The sequence below is a fragment of the Streptomyces sp. NPDC005774 genome, assembly GCF_042871645.1.
GTDB lineage: Bacteria > Actinomycetota > Actinomycetes > Streptomycetales > Streptomycetaceae > Streptomyces > Streptomyces pratens.
Genome location: NZ_JBIAIV010000015.1, coordinates 144508 through 161380, shown reverse-complemented (window position 1 = coordinate 161380; position 16873 = coordinate 144508). Strand labels below are relative to the sequence as shown.

The following is a 16873-nucleotide window of genomic DNA, read 5'->3' as shown; positions in this document are numbered from 1 at the left end:
GAGGTACAACACCAGGCGCAGGCACTCCAGGAACGGACAGCTCAGCCCCGTCGCCTACGAGAAGCAGTCGGCTAACATGACACTCGCCGCATAACAACACGAACTGGTGTCCACTTCTCGGGGGGAACCCCCCACCCCAGGCGTTCGCTGCTCGCGCTAGGCACCGGAAGGTGTGACGGTGGCTACTTCTTCGAGGGCGAGCTAATTCTTCCGCACCTCAAAACGGGCGTGGTCACTTCTCTCATCGAGCACGAACTCGGTCGGCAGGTTCTGGGCCTGGAATGGCTCGATGAACACTCTCTTCATGTCCTCATGGCACCGCCCGATGATTGGCAGGACGAAGCGGTGCACGAGGACGGACACGTCGCCGTGGCGCACCGGAGCGACTGGACTGCCGTTCTCGCGCAGTCGCTCAACGGTCGGGACCTGGCCGGCCCAAGGGCCCCCGCCCCGCGCCCCAACCCCCGCGAGGCAGCGCAGCGAGCGGTCGCCAAACTGCGATCTGTCTGGCAGGCCCAACGACCCGTCCCTTCGAAGGATCTCTGAGGAGGCATCTACGTCAACCGGATGAAACGAAGCGGCTCGGTCACGGATGGAGTCTGTGAACGCGGCTTGATGATCCAGGTCAAGGCTCGCTCACAGACCTTTGACGCCAACCCATCAACCCGGAGCAAGCCCAACGGATCGGGGACCTCCAGGAAGCTCGTTGGCGTGTGATGGCGTGTCAGTACGTGAACCTGGCGCTGTTGAGCCCTCAACGCAGCCGGGTTCCACGACCGCGTGCTCCGGCTGCCCGACCAAGCATGACCGCTTGACCTGATGCTGCCAGGCTGCCTTCTGCTGGACCTTGACCATCCGGATGGCCTGTGCCGTTGTTGTCGAAGGGCACCCGCCAGTCGAAGGCGAACGGGAGCGCCTGATCGCCTTCGGTGCCGAGGCAGGCGAGCAGGTTCGCGACGCTGCCCCTTGCAGCGCTGTCACCGTGGCCCGGGGTGGGTGCAGGGTCTGTCCGGCGGTGATTTCCTCGTAACGGTCAGCGAGGCGTTCGAGGGCGCCCTGGGCCCGCCCGATTCGCGGCGAGTTGTCTTGCTCACCCAGTGGACTGTTGCTAAGCCTTGGGCACTCGACCTAGGGAGCACGCTGTGCATCAAGAGCCCCCTCTTCCCTTTCCTCCGCGTTCACGTGTCCGAGCATTCATCTGCGCCGCCGTGGCCATCGCCCTCGTGATGCTCACCGCCGCGGCCAGTCCCCCCGACCCGGACACCCGGACCGCGGCAGACCCGGCAGCCGTGGTCCGCGAGTGGAACGCCATCGCCATCGACACGATCAAGACGAGCCTCGGCCCCCGCCCCTCCGGGCAGGTAGCGATCTGGGAGGGGTTCGTCTCCGTCGCCGTGTACAACGCCGTGGTGGGGATCGAAGGCGGCTACGCCCTGTACAAGTGGCGCAAGCGCGGTCCGGCCAAGGCATCCTCCGCGGCGGCCGCCGCCACTGCGGCCCACGACGTCCTACTCACCTTCTTCCCTGCGTTCAAGGAGGGGCTCGACACCGCCTACACGGACTCGCTCGCCGCTCTTCCGGCCGGTCAGGCCAGAGACCGGGGCGTGGACTACGGAAGGCGCGCTGCTGCCCGCATCATCGAACTCCGGGAAGGGGACGGCCGGTTCGCGGACGTTCCCTTCACCGCTTTCCCGGCACCGGGGGTCTGGCGGCCCACCCCGCCCGCGTTCCAGCCCTTCATCGACACCTGGCTCGCCAGGCTCCGCCCGCTCCTGCTCGCCTCCCCGCAGCAGTTCCGCCCCGGCGGACCGCCCGCCCTCTCCTCGACCGCTTACGCCGAGGATTTGCAGGAGCTGAAAGCCATGGGCGCGAAGACCGGCTCGGGCAGGAGCGCGCAGCAGACCGAGACCGCCCTCTTCTTCAGCGGCAACTTGGTCGCACAGGTCCAGACAGCCGTACGAGACCACGCCGCCCGGCACCGGCTCGGGATCGCCGAGACGGCCCGGCTGTTCGCCGCGGTGAACGCGTCGGCGACCGACGCCGTCGTCACCGCATGGGACGCCAAGCTCCACTACGGCTCCTGGCGGCCGATCACCGCCATCCGCCTCGCCGACACCGACGGCAACCCCGCGACGACGGCAGACCCGGCCTGGGAGCCGCTGCTCCTCACCCCACCACACCCGGACTACATCGCCGGCCATACAACCGTCGCCGCTGCCGTGGCACGCGCCCTGACCGGCCTCCTCGGCACCTCGCGCATCGACCTCTACCTCTCCTCCGAGGTCACCGGCACCACGCGGTTCTACGGGTCCGCCAACGACCTCAACCGGGATGTCGTCGACGCCCGCGTGTGGGGCGGCGTCCACTCCCGCACGGCGGACGTAGCCGGCTGCCGGGCCGGCACCCACGTGGCCGCCTGGGCGCTGGACCACTACTTCCAGCCAGTCGCCAAGGACGGCACCCAGCCGTCCCCGCCGACACGAACTGCTCGGCAGTACAGGCTCGCCGAGCCGAAGTGCGGCAACGACACCGACTGAACCACAGAGCCGAAGAGGACCCGGCGTCGAGCCGGGTTCTCTTGGCCGCCCCTAAGATGACTTCAGGTGGCGCTGCCGGCCGCGGTAGGGCCGTTCTCGGCGTTGACTTCGGGTCGGCCATTGTCGAATGCCCGGCCGGCAAGAAGGCGATCACATCACGCGGCTGAGGGCCCCGGAAACCCCGGGCCCTCAGCTTCGGTCGTCCGGATCGGCTACCGGGGCGGCCGTTCCTGCTCCTCAACCGCTGTTCTTGAGCCCTCCGTTGTGGGTACTCAGCGTGACGCCCGTCCCGGCGAGCATGTGCTGCCGTGTGACCCGCCTCAACCGACGGCTGGTCGTCCGGCCTGCTCGCCCGGACGTAGGTGGTTCAGGAGTTCGCCCGCAACAGGGTAGGGACGTTCCTGGGGGAGCAGTCGAGCCGCCGGGCCGAGGTCGCCGCCGCTGACGAGTGTGTGGATCTCATGGGCGAGCGGGGTCACGTCGCGGATGGCGACCGTCCACTCGTCCGCGTAGCGTCGTGCGGCCTCGCCGGAGAGGCCGAGTTGCAGGGACCGGTACGGCACGGGTTGCAGGTGCAGGTCCCGCTCCGGGTCCCACTGCACGCGGGCGGGCGAGCGCTTCAACTGACGCTGCCAGGTGGCGCGGTCGGGGTGGACGCCGCGCACGTAGCTCGACAGACAGGCGTGGCGCAGCACCCACTCGAAGCCGTCCTGGGCGATCTCGACAGCGAGAACGGTCTCCTGCCCCTCCTTGGAGCCCCAGCCGCAGCGGTACATCATCCACAGGAAGCTGGGCTTGATCCAAGTCATCCGGTCCCGCTGCCACACCGCCGGGAAACGGCTCTCCCGGGCCGCCGGCAGACCGATCTCCGGCGCGTACGCCTGGTAGACGGTGACCGTGGAATCCGTGTGCAGGGCTCGGATCTGATGCTTGGGTTCTGTCACGCGGACCAGAGTGGACACACCGCTTCGCGCGCGCCATCGAAATTACCGCGGCGGGAGGCCACCGAGTCTGCGGTAGCAGATGAGGGTGCAGGCGATGCTGGTGAAGGCCAGGAAGTGCTCGGCCTTGCGCTCGTAGCGGCGGTAGAGTCGGCGGCAGCCGGCGAGCCAGGCCATGGTGCTTTCGATGGCCCACCGGTGACGCCCTAGCCGCTGCGAGGTCTCGATGCTCTTGTGAGCGATGCGGTGCCGGATACCGCGCTGCGCCAGCCATTGCCGCAGGTGACGGTAGTCGTAGCCCTTGTCGGCGTGGAGCTTGCCGGGCCTGCGCCGGCGGGGTCCCCGCCGGGAGCGGACGGGCGGGATGCCCTTGACGAGGGAATCAGGGCCTGACTGTCGTGGACGTTGGCGTCGGAGATTCCGACGGACAGGGGCATACCGGTCCGCTCGGTGATCGAATGGGTCTTCGAGCCGTACTTGCCCCGGTCGACAGGATTCGGACCCGTCAGGTCCCTCTTTTCAGGGTCCGCATGTTCACCGAGTCGATCGCGCACCGCGGCCAGTCCAGGTCGCCGCGGAGCCGAGTTCGTCCAGAACCGGGCGGTGGAGTTTGACCCAGACCCGGGCCTTCGACCACTCGGTGAACCGGCGGTGAGCCGTCGCACCGGACGGCCCGAACGACGCTGCGGGAAGCTGCTGCCACGTGCAGCCCGACATGGCCACAAAGACAATCGCTGCCAGCACTTCACGGTCACCGTGCCGACGCCGGCCGCCGCCCTGAGGGAGCCTCCGGCACCAGCCGCTCAACGATTCCCACCACGACCGACAGCCTACCGAGCCAAATGAGATGAATTCTCCTGGACGGCCCCGCACTCGACGATCGGTCCACGGGGTCGTCAGTGACCTCCGTTGTGTGGCTCAGGCACCCAACTCATCGCGTACCACAGCAGTGACGAAGGAGGTCCAGCTTTCCGCAGCCAGGACGAGCACCGGGCCATCCGGTGTCTTGCTGTCGCGCACGGGGACGACGGAGGTGAACTCGTCGGAGACTTCGACGCAGGCACCGCCATCCGGATTGCTGTAGCTGCTCTTGCGCCACGTCACGGCACCCGGGTCTATGGATCGCACGGCGTTTCCTCCAACAGGCGCAGGATGAACTTCTGCGACTCGGCAGGAGACATGGCCTTGTCGCGCACTACATCGTAGGCACGTTGCAGGCGTTCGACCCGCGCGCTTTCCTCGATGAGTTCGCCCGAGTGAGCGTTCTCCGTATACGCCACCGGACGACCGTCCTTGAGCCGCAAGAACCATGCATCCGTAGCAACCAGGCCATGGACCCCGGCCCTCTGCGGGAGGACCTGCACCGTTACGTTTTCCCGCTCGGCCATCTCACCCAGGTAGGTCAGTTGGGCCCGCCACTCCCCCTCGTTCTTCAACGGTGTACGCAGGACCGCTTCGGCGAAGATCGTTCGAAACGGCGGAGGGTCTGCGCCTTCCAGCAGTTCCCGGCGCCCGATCCGGGCCTTGATCTGCCGTTCCAGTTCCGACCCTTTGATCCCGCCCGCCATCAGCACCTCCCGCGCGTACTCCTCCGTCTGCAGCAGCCCCGGCACCACGCTCACCCCGAAGTGCCACAGGCTCACCGCTTGTGCCTCCAGCGCCATGTACCGCCGATACCGCTCACGGAACTGCGTATGGTCCCCGGCGGCCAACTCCCACAGAGCCAGCAGCATCCCCGGAGCCTCGTAGTACTGGTCGAGAGCCTGGGCGACCTCGGGGCTGCCCAGCGTGTCGCCCTTCTCCATCTTGCCGAAGAGCGACCAGTCCCAGCCCAGCCGCTCTCCGAGCTGCCGCAGGCTGACGCCCTTCTGGGCCCGCAGCCGTCGTAGCTCCTCGGCGAACCGTTGACGCGGTTCCTGGCTGCGGCTCGTGACGACGCGACGCTGCGACAGGGCCGCTCACCTCCATGGACGTTACGGAAGGCGCGCTTCCCGGCGGAGAGTCATACCACGCCCTCGTAGCGCACTGAATACGCAACGTAATGCGCGATGTTGGGTCACAGTGAGTTATTCACGCGAATTCACCCTGTCTCGCTCCCTCCGCGGCCGCTCCCTTTTCCGGGGACGTCACCGTGTTCCAGTGGAGGGTGCGGTCGCACCAGTGGGTGAGGAGGGTCTGGTCGTGGCCGACGGTCAGGAGGCCGGCGCCGGTTTCGCTGCGGTAGGCCTCGACCACCGCTACCAGCGCGGCCGTGGTCGACGCGTCGAGCATCGCGGTCATCTCGTCGCAGATCAGCCAGCGGGGTCGGAGCACCAATGCGCGGGCCAGGCAGGCGCGTTGGAGCTGGCCGTCGCTGACCTCGTGGGGGCGGCGGGCGAGGAGGTCGGGGGTGAGGCCGACGGTGGAGGCCAGTTCCGGGACGCGGTCGGGGACGGTGTCGCGGCGGCCCGTGGCGCGCAGGGGTTCGGCGATCAGGTCGGTGAGGCTCAGGCGGGGGTCCGCGGAGAGGCGGGGCTGCTGGAAGACGACGCCGAAGGCGGTGCGGAGCGAGCGGGGGGCGCGGTGGCGGAAGTGGCGTACGGGGGTGCCGTCGACGGTGACGGTGCCGGCGTCGGGGCGATGGAGGAGGGCGGCGACCCGGGCCAGGGTGGACTTGCCGCAGCCACTGGGGCCGAGCAGGCCGACGGCTTCGCCGGGGGCGACGGTGAGGGTGGCGTCGCGGACGACGGGGGCCCGGCGGTCGTAGCCGGCGGTGATGGCGCGCAGTTCAAGCACGGACGTCCTCCAGGGCCTCGACTGGGAGCGGGTGGTGGCAGGCAACCGTCTCCGTCAGGGGTGGGAGGGTCGTGCAGCGGGCGGTGGCGTGGTCGCAGCGGGGGGCGAAGGCGCAGCCTTCGGGGAGGGCGCCCAGTTCGGGGGGCATGCCGGGGATCGGGGTGAAGGCGCGGTCGGGAAGGGCGTTCAGGAGGCCGCGGCTGTAGGGGTGGCGAGGGCCGGGGGCGCCGAAGAAGGTTTCCGCGTCGGTGAGTTCGACGATGCGGCCCGCGTACATGACGGCGACGCGGTCGGCGATGCGTTCGGCGGCGGCCAGGTCGTGGGTGATCATCAGGAGGGCCCGGCCCTCCCCTGTGCCGTCACCGGCGGCGTCGACGTGGCGGCGCAGTTCGTCGACGGTGTGGTCGACCAGGTCGCGGTCGAGGCCGGTGGTGGGTTCGTCGGCGAGCAGCAGGGGGGCGTCGCCGACGAGGGCGAGGGCGGTGGCGGCGCGCTGGGCGAGGCCGCCGGAGAGTTCGTGCGGGTGGCGGTCGAGGTGGTCCGCGGGGAAGGCGGCGCGGGCGGCGGCCTTTTCGGCGGCGGCGCGCAGGGCCGCGCGGCCGCGGACGCCGGTGAGGGCGGCGACCGTCTCCTCGGTCTGCGCGCGGATGGTGCGGACGGGGGTGAGGTGGGCGGCGGGGCTCTGCGGGATGAGGCCGATGCGCCGGCCGCGTACGGTGCGGGCGAGGGTGCGTTCGTCGGCGGCGATCAGGTCGAGGTCGCCGAGCAGGGCGTGGCCGGCGGTCTGCGCGTTGGCGGGGAGCAGGCCGAGCAGGGCGGAGGCCAGGACGGACTTGCCGCAGCCGCTCTCGCCGATCAGGGCGAGGCATTCGCCGGGTACGACGTCGAAGTGCGCGTCGGTGACGGCGGCGACGGGGCCCGAGCCGGGCACCAGGAAGCGCACCGACAGTCCGCGGACCGACAGGACGGGAGGTCGCTCGGTCACAGCATCAGCTCCGATCGGCGGCGGGGGTTGATCCGCTCCCGCCACACTCCGGCGAGTCCGGCGATGGCGAGGGTGGGGATGATCAGGAACAGGCCGGGGAAGAGGGTGGGCCACCACTGCCCGGCGAGCAGTGTGCCGCGGGCGTCCTGGATGAGGGTGCCGAGGCTGGCGGTGTGGGTGGGAAGGCCGAGGCCGAGGAAGGACAGCGCCGATTCGTGCCACATGGCGTGCGGGATCATCAGGACGGCGGCGAGTCCCGCCTGCGGCAGCACGCCGGGCAGCAGGTGGCGCAGGACGACCCGCCACCGGGAGGCGCCGCCGGAGACGGCCGCGTCGATGTACGGGCGGGAGCGCAGCGAGAGGACCTCGGCGCGGACGATGCGGGCGGTGGACAGCCAGTGGGTGGCGGCGACCGAGACCACCACGGGCCAGACGCCCGGCCGGAACATGGCGACGATGAAGATGCCGAGCAGCAGGTGCGGAACGGAGGAGATGGTGTCGACCAGGCGCATGACGAGGCGGTCGACCCAGCCGCCGAGGGCCCCGGCCGCGGCTCCGACGGCGGTGCCGATCACGGTGGCGGTGAGTGCCGCGACGACGCCTACGAGCAGGGAGACCCGCAGGCCGTAGACGCAGCGCAGCAGCAGGTCGCGGCCGACGTCGTCGGTGCCGAAGGGGTGGGACCGGCCGGGCGGAAGGAGTTTCGAGGCGAGGTCGACGGCCTGCTGGTCGAGCTGGACCAGCGGGGGGATGAGCAGGACCGCGAGGGCGGTCACGGCGACCAGTGCGGCGGAGACGCGCAGCCGCAGGGTGTGGGTGGAGCGGCGGGCGGTGCCGCGCGAGCGCCATGCGACGGCCGGGGCCGCGGACCCGGCCGTGCTCGCCTTCTCCAGGGTGGTGTCAGCCATCGGAATCACATCTCACTGAGCTTCACCCTCGGGTCGGTCAGTCCGTACAGGAGGTCCGCCAGGAGGTTCCCGGCGAGGACGGCGGCGGTGGCGAGGGTCGTCAGCGCGGCCAGGAGCGGGAAGTCGACGGCGGTGGCCGCCTCGACGGTGGCGGCCGCGATGCCCGGCCAGCTGAAGACGGTCTCCACCAGCAGGGCGCCGGTGATGAGCTCGGGGACGCGGGAGCCGATGAGGGTGAGGACGGGCAGGAGTCCGGAGCGCAGGGCGTGGCCGAGCAGGACGGTGCGTTCGCCGAGGCCGCGGGCGCGGGCGCCGCGTACGGGGTCCTCCGCGAGGGCGTCGCCGACGCCTTGGCGTACGTAGAGCGTGAACCAGGGGAGCTGGGAGACGGCGAGGACGCCGGCGGGGAGGATCAGATGGCTCGCGACCTGTCCGGCGGTGACGTACTCGCTGCCGGTGTCGGTCAGGCCGCCGGCCGGGAGGACGTCCAGTTGGAGGGCGAACAGCCAGACGGCGAGCAGGGCGATCCAGAAGACCGGCGCGGCCTCCAGGGAGTACGCGAGGGAGGTGACCGTCCGGTCGAGGAGCGAGCCGGGGCGGCGGGCGGCGAGCACGCCGAGCAGGGTGCCGAGCAGGACGGCGACGGCGAAGGCGACGGCGCACAGCAGCGTGGACCACACGATCCGCTCGCCGATCGCGTCGGCGACCGGTTGGCGCAGCACGCTGGACTGGCCGAGGTCGCCGGTGACGGCGGAGGTCAGCCACTCCCACCAGCGGGCGGTGAAGGGCTGGTCCACGCCGAGGTTGTCCCGGAGCCGGTCCAGGGTCTCCTGGTCGGCGCCGAGCGCGGCGGTGCCGGCGTAGGCCTTGACGGGGTCGAACGGGGAGGCGGCGGCGAGGGCGAAGGCGCCGAAGGTGACGACGAGGAGGACGGGCACGGCGAGCAGGGCCCGCCGTGCCACGAGATGTCCCATCGCTCCCCAGGGGAGGGTCTTCACTTCTTGGGCTGCCAGTCCTCGGCGTTCCACCAGGGGCCGCTGGCGAAGCCGTGCTCGTGCGGTTCGACCTGGGTGGTGAGGTCTTCCCAGCGGTCGGCGAGGACGTAGAGGTGGTCGATGTGGGTGAGGAAGGTGTAGCCGGGGTTCTTGACGAGTGCGCGCTGGAGGTCGTCGTAGGCGGCCTTGCGGTCCTCGGGGTCCTGGCTGCGGCGGCCGGTGTCGAGGGCCTTGTCGACGGCGGGGTTGTCGTAGTGGGGCATGTTGTTGAAGCCGTCGCCGGCGAGGGAGGAGTGCAGCAGGGTGTAGAGGCCGAAGTCGGGGTCGCCGGTGCTGCCGAAGCCGGCGAGGACGGCGTCCTTGCCCATCCGGGGTTCGATGACCTCCCAGGTGGCGCCCTCGACCTTGACGTCGATGCCGGCCTTCTTGGCGTCGGAGGCGTAGGCGAGGGCGTGGTCCTGGCGGACCTTGTCGCCGGAGGGGTAGTAGAGGGTGAACGTGGCGCGGGCGCCGTCCTTGGCCCGGATGCCGTCCTTGCCGGACTTCCAGCCGTCGCGGTCGAGGATCTTCTCGGCCTCGGCGAGGTCTTGGGGGCGTTCGACGTCCTTGGTGTACCAGGGGTCGTCGAGGGGCAGCGGCCCGTAGGCGGGGCGGCCGGCGCCGTCGAGGATCTTGTCGACCATGGCCTTGCGGTCCACGGCGAGGTCGAGGGCGCGGCGGATCGCGGTGTCGCCGGTGACCTTGTTCGCGGTGGGGAGGGTGACGGCGCGGAAGTCGTAGGTGGTGGCCTGGTACGTCGTGCGGTCGTCGTCGTTCTTGAAGGTGGCGGCGAGGTTGGGCGGGAGGGTCGCGCCGTCGAGGTCGCCGGAACGCAGCCGGGTGGCGCGGACGTCGTCGTCGGCGATGATCGCCATGGTGAGCTTCTTCACCTTCGGTGCGCCGCCCCAGTAGTCCGGGTTCGCCTTGAAGGTGAGCTTCTCGCCCTTGCTCCAGCCGGTGAGGACGTACGGTCCGGTGCCGATCGGCTCGGTGTTGAAGGCGCCGGTGTTGGGGTCCTGCTTGCCCGCGATATGTTCGGGGACGACGGGCAGCACCGTGCGGGCGGCGAAGGCCGCGTAGGGGTACTTGAGGGTGAAGACGACCTTGTCGTCGCCGTCCGCCCGGACCTCCTTGACGGCGTCGAGTTCGCTCTTGGCGGCGTTGTTGGTCTTGTCGTCGAGGATCGTGCGGTACGTGTAGACGACGTCTTCGGCGGTGAGGGGTTCGCCGTCGCTGAACTCGACGCCCGGGCGCAGGGTGTAGGTGTAGGTGCGGCCGTCGTCGCCGATCTCGGGCAGGGCCTTCGCCAGCGCGGGCTTCAGTTTCAGGTCGGCGTCGCGGGCGAGCAGCCCGTCGAAGACCTTGGAGTTGCCGTCCTTGCCGTAGCCGAGCAGGGGGCTCAGGGTGTCGGGTTCGTTGGGGACCCCGATCACCACGGACTCGGCGGACCCGCCGCCGCCCGTGCCGGCGTCCGAGCCGCCGGTCGGCGCCGAGCAGGCGGCGGCCAGCGAGAACGCGGCGGCCGTGGCCGCCGCGCCGGTGGTACGCCGTATTCGTCGGGTCGTCATCGAATCTCACACCTCTGCTGACTGGAATTCTTTATTGCATATTAATTGCAGCAAGGTTCTGCCCAGGGCCCCGGCCCCCCATGCCGACGCTTCGGCGCGCGGTGGCCGCCCGGGCGGGCGGCGCATGTGTGACCGCCGCCCCACCTGCGCACCCCCGCCGTCGAGGCCGCGGGTGTGCGCCGGGAGACGAGCTGCGGAACGCCGTCCGCGCGCCCCCGGCACCCGCTTGTCACCGGGCCGGGTCCGGGTCTACTGTCGCCACGCCTTGGTGAACGGGAAATCCGGTGCGATACCGGTGCGGCCCTCGCCACTGTGATCGGGAAGTCCGGCTCCGGCCCCTGGTCCTGTCCCCGACAGGACCGACGGGCAGCCACTGGGTCCACCTGGGACCCGGGAAGGCGGAGCTCGGGCGGTGGTACCCGTCAGCCAGGAGACCGGCCAAGGCGCGTCAACCATCCACGAGGTGCTGGAGAGGGTCTGCTGAGCCATGCACATTGCCGAAGGTTTTCTGCCACCGGCGCACGCGGTCGCCTGGGGCGTCGCGGCTACGCCGTTCGTCGTCCACGGAGCCCGGTCGCTCATCCGTGAAGTCAGGGAACATCCCGAGAGCACGCTGCTGCTCGGCGCCTCGGGAGCGTTCACCTTCGTTCTGTCCGCGCTGAAACTGCCCTCGGTGACCGGGAGTTGCTCCCACCCCACCGGCACCGGGCTGGGCGCCATCCTGTTCCGGCCGCCGATCATGGCGGTGCTGGGCACCATCACCCTGCTGTTCCAGGCCCTGTTGCTGGCCCACGGCGGGCTGACCACGCTGGGCGCCAATGTCTTCTCGATGGCGATCGTCGGGCCGTGGGCGGGGTACGGCGTGTACCGGCTGGCGCGGCGGTCCGGGGCACCGCTGATGGCGGCGGTGTTCTGCGGCGCGTTCGTCGCCGACCTGTCCACGTACTGCGTCACCAGTGTGCAGCTGGCGCTCGCCTTCCCCGACCCGGGGAGTGGATTCCCGGGTGCGCTCGGGAAGTTCGGCTCCATCTTCGCCGTCACGCAGATCCCGCTCGCGGTGAGCGAGGGGCTGCTGACCGTCCTGGTGATGCGCCTGCTGGTGCAGTCCAGCAAGAGCGAACTGACCCGTCTCGGCGTGCTGCTGACCGGCAAGCGGACCGCGTCGGCAACGGCGGGGGCGGAAACGACGGGAACGGAGAAGGAGCCGGAGATGAAGCAGACGGCGGGTACGACGGGGACGACCGGTACCGGGACGGTGGCGTGATGACCAGGAACGCGAAGATCAACACCCTGCTGCTGCTCGCCGTGGCCGCGCTCGCGGTGCTGCCGCTGGCGCTCGGGCTCGGGGACCACAAGGAGGAGCCGTTCGCCGGTGCGGACGGCGAGGCGGAGGCCGCCATCACCGAGCTCGAACCGGACTACGAGCCGTGGTTCTCGCCGCTGTACGAACCTCCGTCCGGCGAGATCGAGTCGGGGCTCTTCGCCCTCCAGGCCGCCGTCGGTGCGGGGGTCCTGGCGTACTACTTCGGGGTGCAGCGCGGGCGCCGACAGGGTGAGGAACGGGCACGGCAGCAGGAGCCGGCGCCCGGTACCGGCTCGGACGCCGGCACGGGCCGCCCCGGCGAGGCGGTCTCCCCCGGTCCCCGGGCCTGATCGCGCGTGCTGCCGATCGACGCGGCGGCGCACAGCAGTCGCTGGCGCCGCCGTCATCCCGTGGACAAGGCGGTACTCGGGCTGGGGCTCACCGTGCTGGCGGTCTCGCTACCACCGTGGCCGGGCGCGGCCCTGGTGCTGGTGACCGCGCTCGCGGTGCTGCTGGGCCCGGCGGGGGTGCCGGGCCGGCGGTTGTGGCGTGCCTACCGGGTGCCGCTGGGCTTCTGCGTCACCGGGGCGCTCACGCTGCTGGTGCAGGTGGGCGGGCCGGCCGGGTTCGTGTCCCCGGCCCCCGAAGGGCCGCTGCGCGCGGGCGAGTTGCTGCTGCGTACCTCGGCGGCGTCCCTCGGGGTCCTGCTGTTCGCCTTCACCACGCCGATGTCGGACCTGCTGCCGCGTCTGGTGCGGGCCGGGGTGCCCGCCCCGCTGGTGGACGTGGCCCTGGTGATGTACCGCATGAGTTTCCTGCTGCTCGACTCGGTGCGCCGGATCGGTCAGGCGCAGGCGGCCCGGCTCGGGCACACCACCCGGGCGGCGTCCTGGCGTTCGCTGGGCGGTCTCGGTGCGACGGCGTTCGTCCGGTCCTTCGACCGGGCGGCGCGGCTGCAGGCGGGGCTCGCCGGGCGCGGTTACGACGGCACACTGCGCGTCCTGGTGCCCGAGGCGCGCGTCTCCGTACGGTTCACGGCCGTGAGCCTGCTGCTCCTCGCGGCACTGGCCGCCGTCGCCCTTCTCCTGGAAAGCCGGATGCCATGAGCGCTCCCGCCCCGGTCCCCGCCCTGGTCACCCTGCGGGACGCGTCCTTCGCCTACGAGGACGGCCCGGCCGTGCTCACCGGCCTCGACTTCGAGGTGCGGGAGGGACGCGCGCTCGCACTACTGGGCCGCAACGGCAGTGGCAAGACCACGCTGATGCGGCTGCTGAGCGGTGGACTTCGCCCCAGGAACGGTGAGTTGAGCATCGAGGGAGCACCCGTTCGCTACGACCGCAGAGGGCTGACCCGGCTGCGGACGACGGTGCAGTTGGTGGTGCAGGACCCCGACGACCAGTTGTTCGCGGCCTCGGTGGGCCAGGACGTGTCGTTCGGGCCGCTGAACCTCGGGCTGTCCGACACGGAGGTACGGGCACGGGTGGCGGAGGCGCTGGCCGCGCTCGACATCACCGCGCTCGCCGAACGGCCCACGCATCTACTGTCCTACGGGCAGCGCAAGCGGACCGCGATCGCGGGGGCGGTGGCGATGCGGCCGCGCGTCCTGATCCTGGACGAGCCGACCGCGGGCCTCGACCCGGACGGTCAGGAGCGGCTGCTCGCCACGCTCGCCGGGTTGCGTAAGCGGGGCACCACGGTCGTCATGGCGACCCACGACGTGGATCTCGCCCTGCGCTGGGCCGACGACGCCGCGCTGCTCACGCCGTCCGGGGTGCGTACCGGGCCCGTGGCCGCGATGCTGGCCCGTACGGATCTCCTCGCGGCGGCGGGACTGCGGCTTCCGTGGGGCATCGCGGCGGCGCGACTGCTGCGCGCGTGGGGACTGCCGGCCGGCACGGCCGCCGTCCCTCTCACCCCGGAGGAACTGGCGGCAGTGGCCGCGACCGGCCCGTGAAGTGCTCCACCCGCCGACCACGTCGTTCGGAGCGCTCCCTTTCCTGTGGGCCGGAGCCCGTGTCCGTCCCCGGGGCTCAGTCCACGACCGGGGTGAAGCGCACCGGCAGGGACTGCGGTCCCCGGGTGAACACCCCCTTCTCGACGGGGTCGAAGCCGTCGGCGAGCCGTACGTCGGGCATGGCGTCGAGGAGTTGGTTCACGCCGGTCTCGACTTCGGCCTTGGCGAGCAGGGCACCCACGCAGAAGTGCCGGCCGAGGGCGAAGGCCAGGTGGTCGGCGGCGGCCGAGAAGGCGGTCGTGGTGGTGAGGTCCTCGCGGAGGACGTCGAAGCGGTCCGGGTCGCGGTAGCGGTTCCCGTCCCGGTTGGCGGCGCCGATCAGACAGGTGACGGTGGCCCCGGCGGGCACGGTGCCACCGGGGCGGTTCGCAGGTTGGAGCCGTGCCCGGTGTGCGCGCGTGCGAGGGCACCGGCCCGGCAGGGCGGCGGGGTGCCCTCGCACGCGGGGGGAACGCCCGGGTCCGTCAGGCCATGGAGCGGAAGGCGGGCAGATATCCTCCCGACTGTCCGGCGGCCTTCGGGTGGTAGGAGTTGGTGATCGGGACCGACACGCTGTGGAGCCAGGCGTCGCCCGAGCAGAGCTCATGTCCGGTGAACTCGTCCACCACGCCGGAGAAGGTGAATCCGGCGTTGGCCGCCCGCTTCGCCATCACCCCGTTCAGCACGTCCGAGGCGTTGTTGATCGCCCCGCGCTCGGTCTCGGTGAGCCCGGCGATGCACGTGCCCGAGAGCTTGTAGAAGCGGGGGTATCCGAGGACCACCACATGGGCCTTCGGGGAGCGTGCGCGGATGGTGCCGTACAGCGAGTCGAGCTTGCCCGGCAGGGAGTTCTGCATCTGCGAGACCGCGGTGTTGACACGGCTGACGCAGTTCGCATCGCTCTGCAGCACGCAGGTCTGCATGACGTCCGCGAAGCCGACGTCGTTCCCGCCCGCCGTGATGCTGACGAGCGTGGTCGACGTCGTCAGCGCGCCCAGCTGGCCGCCGGCCACGCCGGTCGTCGTCGCACCCGAACAGGCGACGAACTTGAACGAGGAGGGAGCGTTCGCGTCCGTCCAGAGCTGGGGGTACGCCTTGGTGCTGCGTCTGCAGTCACCGCTCTCGGAGGTGTAGCTCCCGGCGCCCACTCCGGAGGAGTAGGAGTCGCCCAGAGCCACGTAGTGGTCGCCCGCAGCCGCGGCCGGCTGCGCCAGGCCGAGCACGGCCGCGGCACCCATCGTGAGGGCCAACACGGAAGCCCGAAGAGAACGCAATGACGCTGACATGACAATCAACCCTTTCGGGAAGGGGGCGGGTAGGTAGTTGATGAAGCAATCGTGTTTGTAGCAGGACCGACTACCCGCCGGTAACACCCAGGAGAAAAGTCGTCCGGAATGCCTCAATGATCATTCCGCCGATCCGCTCCACACGCGGGCAAACCTTCAATCGGCCCCGGGATCAGCGAAGTCGGGGCCTTGGGGTCGCCGCCCCACTCCCCGAGGACGGTCACGGCGGCACCCTCCGAAGACCTCGGGAGGCCCCGGTCGCCCCGTCAGGTCACCGGCCTCTCCGCCCGATCACCGACAGATTCCCGACGGCAGGCCGGAGGCGGCGCACGGGGACGACGGCATGGGGCGGGCCTTTTCTGCCGGGTGGTGAGCCAACGGGGTGAGGCTATCGCGGGGGTGTGACAGAGCGAGCGGCTTCAACGTGATGCCGATTGACCTAGTTCACGCCACTTTTCAAGGTGGGCCGGTACGGCGAACCACGCCCTCACCTCATCCCGCATCCCATCTGAATCCGTACTGGAATCTGTACAGAATCAAGCCTCTATATGGGTACGGTGGCAGCGTGGAGATTCCCGAGGTCGTGACCGTCAGCGACGCGCGCGCGAGACTGTCGCGGATCCTGACCGAGCTGTCGGAGTCCGGCGCGGATGCCGACCCGGTCCTGATCGGCGCCCACCGCAAGCCCCAGGGCGTCCTTCTGTCCGTCGAGGCCTTCGAGGCGCTGAGCGGTCGAGCGGCACGGCGTGCGGCCGTCGCCTCGGCCACCGGCTCCATCGAGGCCGAGGGGCTCCACGCCTCCGAGGCCTCCGACCGGGACACCGAGGAGTATGTGAAGGGCGACCTCGACGCGGACACCCTTGTCGCCCGCGCGATCGCCCGCCACCGACCGACTTCACAGCGGCGGGCGGGGTGAACGATCCGTACACCCTGCCCAACGGCGTGCTGCGCAACAAGCTCGGCATCACCGACCCTCGACTGCTCGCGGCAGCGGAGGCGGACATCACCCGGGCGCGCCTCGTCATGCTCGCCGAACGCCCTCTGCCCGGCGCGTACGACCTCGGCCATCACCAGGCGTTCCATGCCGCGATCTTCGGCAACCTCTACTCGTGGGCAGGCGAGTTACGCACCGTGAACATCGCCAAGCGCACGCCGTTCTGTCCGGCGAGGAATCTCGTGTCCTACGCCGGAGAGGTCTTCGGCCGTCTCGCCTCCTCCGGACAGCTGCGGGGTCTCCCCCGGCGGGAATTCGTCATCCGACTGGCCGAGCTGTACGGCGACATGAACGTCCTCCACCCGTTCCGCGAGGGCAACGGCCGTGCCCAGCGGGGTTCCTGACGCAGCTCAGCGCCGACGCGGGATACAACCTGAACTGGTCGGGCCTGGACCCTCAGCGCAACGAGGACACCTCGGTGAAGAGCTTCCTCGGCGACAACTACTTGTTGGAGCGGCTGCTCGACGAACTCGTCACCACGAGCTGAGGGCCTTGCACAGCAGATTCAACCTTCGCGCGGCGGCAACGCACGGCATCGGGCAATGCGGG

The 16873-nt window shown here is 70.5% G+C and carries 18 protein-coding genes, 1 pseudogene and 1 riboswitch; of the genes and pseudogenes, 7 read left to right on the top strand and 12 right to left on the bottom strand.

The genetic code is table 11. The features are described from left to right. Nucleotides 1–201: 201 nt before the first annotated feature. On the bottom strand, nucleotides 202–378 hold the full coding sequence (locus tag ACFYQA_RS16745) for a hypothetical protein (RefSeq protein WP_388917629.1): 177 nt from the start codon (nucleotides 376–378) through the stop codon (nucleotides 202–204). 830 nt (nucleotides 379–1208) lie between these two features. Between ACFYQA_RS16745 and ACFYQA_RS16740 the strand changes: the two genes are divergently transcribed. Continuing rightward, nucleotides 1209–2537: a vanadium-dependent haloperoxidase gene (locus ACFYQA_RS16740; protein ID WP_388917626.1), complete on the top strand. Its 1329-nt coding sequence runs from the start codon at nucleotides 1209–1211 to the stop codon at nucleotides 2535–2537. Between the two features lie 320 nt (nucleotides 2538–2857). Here ACFYQA_RS16740 and ACFYQA_RS16735 read toward each other — a convergent pair whose 3' ends face one another. The 9 genes and pseudogenes from ACFYQA_RS16735 to ACFYQA_RS16695 all read right to left on the bottom strand — a co-directional run bounded on the left by ACFYQA_RS16735 (nucleotide 2858) and on the right by ACFYQA_RS16695 (nucleotide 10748). After that, nucleotides 2858–3481 (bottom strand): DUF4291 domain-containing protein, encoded by a 624-nt coding sequence (locus tag ACFYQA_RS16735; RefSeq protein WP_388917623.1) that lies wholly within the window; start codon nucleotides 3479–3481, stop codon nucleotides 2858–2860. Nucleotides 3482–3523: 42 nt separating this feature from the next. Continuing rightward, nucleotides 3524–4285 (bottom strand): annotated as a pseudogene (locus tag ACFYQA_RS16730) (IS5 family transposase). 111 nt (nucleotides 4286–4396) lie between these two features. Beyond that, nucleotides 4397–4606 (bottom strand): DUF397 domain-containing protein, encoded by a 210-nt coding sequence (locus ACFYQA_RS16725; RefSeq protein WP_388917620.1) that lies wholly within the window; start codon nucleotides 4604–4606, stop codon nucleotides 4397–4399. Further along, nucleotides 4594–5430 (bottom strand): helix-turn-helix domain-containing protein, encoded by an 837-nt coding sequence (locus ACFYQA_RS16720; protein ID WP_388917647.1) that lies wholly within the window; start codon nucleotides 5428–5430, stop codon nucleotides 4594–4596. The genes ACFYQA_RS16725 and ACFYQA_RS16720 overlap by 13 nt, the downstream gene beginning before the upstream one ends. A 118-nt stretch (nucleotides 5431–5548) precedes the next feature. After that, complete coding sequence (locus ACFYQA_RS16715; RefSeq protein WP_388917617.1) at nucleotides 5549–6253, bottom strand: ABC transporter ATP-binding protein; 705 nt, start codon at nucleotides 6251–6253, stop codon at nucleotides 5549–5551. Then, complete coding sequence (locus ACFYQA_RS16710) at nucleotides 6246–7238, bottom strand: ABC transporter ATP-binding protein (protein ID WP_388917614.1); 993 nt, start codon at nucleotides 7236–7238, stop codon at nucleotides 6246–6248. Before ACFYQA_RS16710 ends, ACFYQA_RS16715 begins: the two co-directional genes overlap by 8 nt. Continuing rightward, nucleotides 7235–8146 carry an ABC transporter permease gene (locus ACFYQA_RS16705; protein ID WP_388917611.1) on the bottom strand — a complete coding sequence of 304 codons (912 nt, stop codon included), beginning with the start codon at nucleotides 8144–8146 and terminating at the stop codon, nucleotides 7235–7237. Before ACFYQA_RS16705 ends, ACFYQA_RS16710 begins: the two co-directional genes overlap by 4 nt. 5 nt (nucleotides 8147–8151) lie before the next feature. Beyond that, nucleotides 8152–9120, bottom strand: a complete 969-nt coding sequence (locus ACFYQA_RS16700) for an ABC transporter permease (RefSeq protein ID WP_388917608.1) — start codon at nucleotides 9118–9120, stop codon at nucleotides 8152–8154. A gap of 20 nt (nucleotides 9121–9140) precedes the next feature. Further along, nucleotides 9141–10748, bottom strand: coding sequence for an ABC transporter substrate-binding protein (locus ACFYQA_RS16695; RefSeq protein ID WP_388917605.1), 1608 nt, complete (start codon nucleotides 10746–10748; stop codon nucleotides 9141–9143). A gap of 249 nt (nucleotides 10749–10997) precedes the next feature. Continuing rightward, nucleotides 10998–11206, top strand: a riboswitch (cobalamin riboswitch). Between the two features lie 29 nt (nucleotides 11207–11235). Here ACFYQA_RS16695 and ACFYQA_RS16690 point away from each other — a divergent pair. From ACFYQA_RS16690 to ACFYQA_RS16675, 4 genes are read left to right on the top strand one after another with little or no spacing between them, the layout of a single operon-like run. Then, nucleotides 11236–12012 carry an energy-coupling factor ABC transporter permease gene (locus tag ACFYQA_RS16690; RefSeq protein ID WP_388917602.1) on the top strand — a complete coding sequence of 259 codons (777 nt, stop codon included), beginning with the start codon at nucleotides 11236–11238 and terminating at the stop codon, nucleotides 12010–12012. After that, nucleotides 12012–12401: an energy-coupling factor ABC transporter substrate-binding protein gene (locus tag ACFYQA_RS16685; protein ID WP_388917599.1), complete on the top strand. Its 390-nt coding sequence runs from the start codon at nucleotides 12012–12014 to the stop codon at nucleotides 12399–12401. The genes ACFYQA_RS16690 and ACFYQA_RS16685 overlap by 1 nt, the downstream gene beginning before the upstream one ends. Before the next feature lie 6 nt (nucleotides 12402–12407). Further along, entirely contained in the window at nucleotides 12408–13157 is a 750-nt protein-coding gene (gene cbiQ / locus ACFYQA_RS16680; RefSeq protein WP_388917596.1) for a cobalt ECF transporter T component CbiQ, read from the top strand. Next, nucleotides 13154–14005 (top strand): energy-coupling factor ABC transporter ATP-binding protein, encoded by an 852-nt coding sequence (locus ACFYQA_RS16675; protein ID WP_388917593.1) that lies wholly within the window; start codon nucleotides 13154–13156, stop codon nucleotides 14003–14005. The genes cbiQ and ACFYQA_RS16675 overlap by 4 nt, the downstream gene beginning before the upstream one ends. A gap of 76 nt (nucleotides 14006–14081) precedes the next feature. Here ACFYQA_RS16675 and ACFYQA_RS16670 read toward each other — a convergent pair whose 3' ends face one another. Both ACFYQA_RS16670 and ACFYQA_RS16665 read right to left on the bottom strand, forming a co-directional pair. Next, nucleotides 14082–14507 carry a cytochrome P450 gene (locus ACFYQA_RS16670; RefSeq protein ID WP_388917590.1) on the bottom strand — a complete coding sequence of 142 codons (426 nt, stop codon included), beginning with the start codon at nucleotides 14505–14507 and terminating at the stop codon, nucleotides 14082–14084. Nucleotides 14508–14529: 22 nt separating this feature from the next. Beyond that, nucleotides 14530–15330 (bottom strand): SGNH/GDSL hydrolase family protein, encoded by an 801-nt coding sequence (locus tag ACFYQA_RS16665; protein WP_388917587.1) that lies wholly within the window; start codon nucleotides 15328–15330, stop codon nucleotides 14530–14532. A gap of 565 nt (nucleotides 15331–15895) precedes the next feature. On the opposite strand from ACFYQA_RS16665, the gene ACFYQA_RS16660 reads away from it, so the two are divergent. Together ACFYQA_RS16660 and ACFYQA_RS16655 are read left to right on the top strand one after the other, a co-directional pair. Beyond that, nucleotides 15896–16246: a type II toxin-antitoxin system Phd/YefM family antitoxin gene (locus ACFYQA_RS16660; protein WP_388917584.1), complete on the top strand. Its 351-nt coding sequence runs from the start codon at nucleotides 15896–15898 to the stop codon at nucleotides 16244–16246. Continuing rightward, a complete protein-coding gene (locus ACFYQA_RS16655; protein ID WP_388917581.1) occupies nucleotides 16243–16668 on the top strand; it encodes a Fic/DOC family protein in 426 nt (141 codons plus the stop codon). Before ACFYQA_RS16660 ends, ACFYQA_RS16655 begins: the two co-directional genes overlap by 4 nt. The last annotated feature ends 205 nt before the right edge of the window (nucleotides 16669–16873 follow it).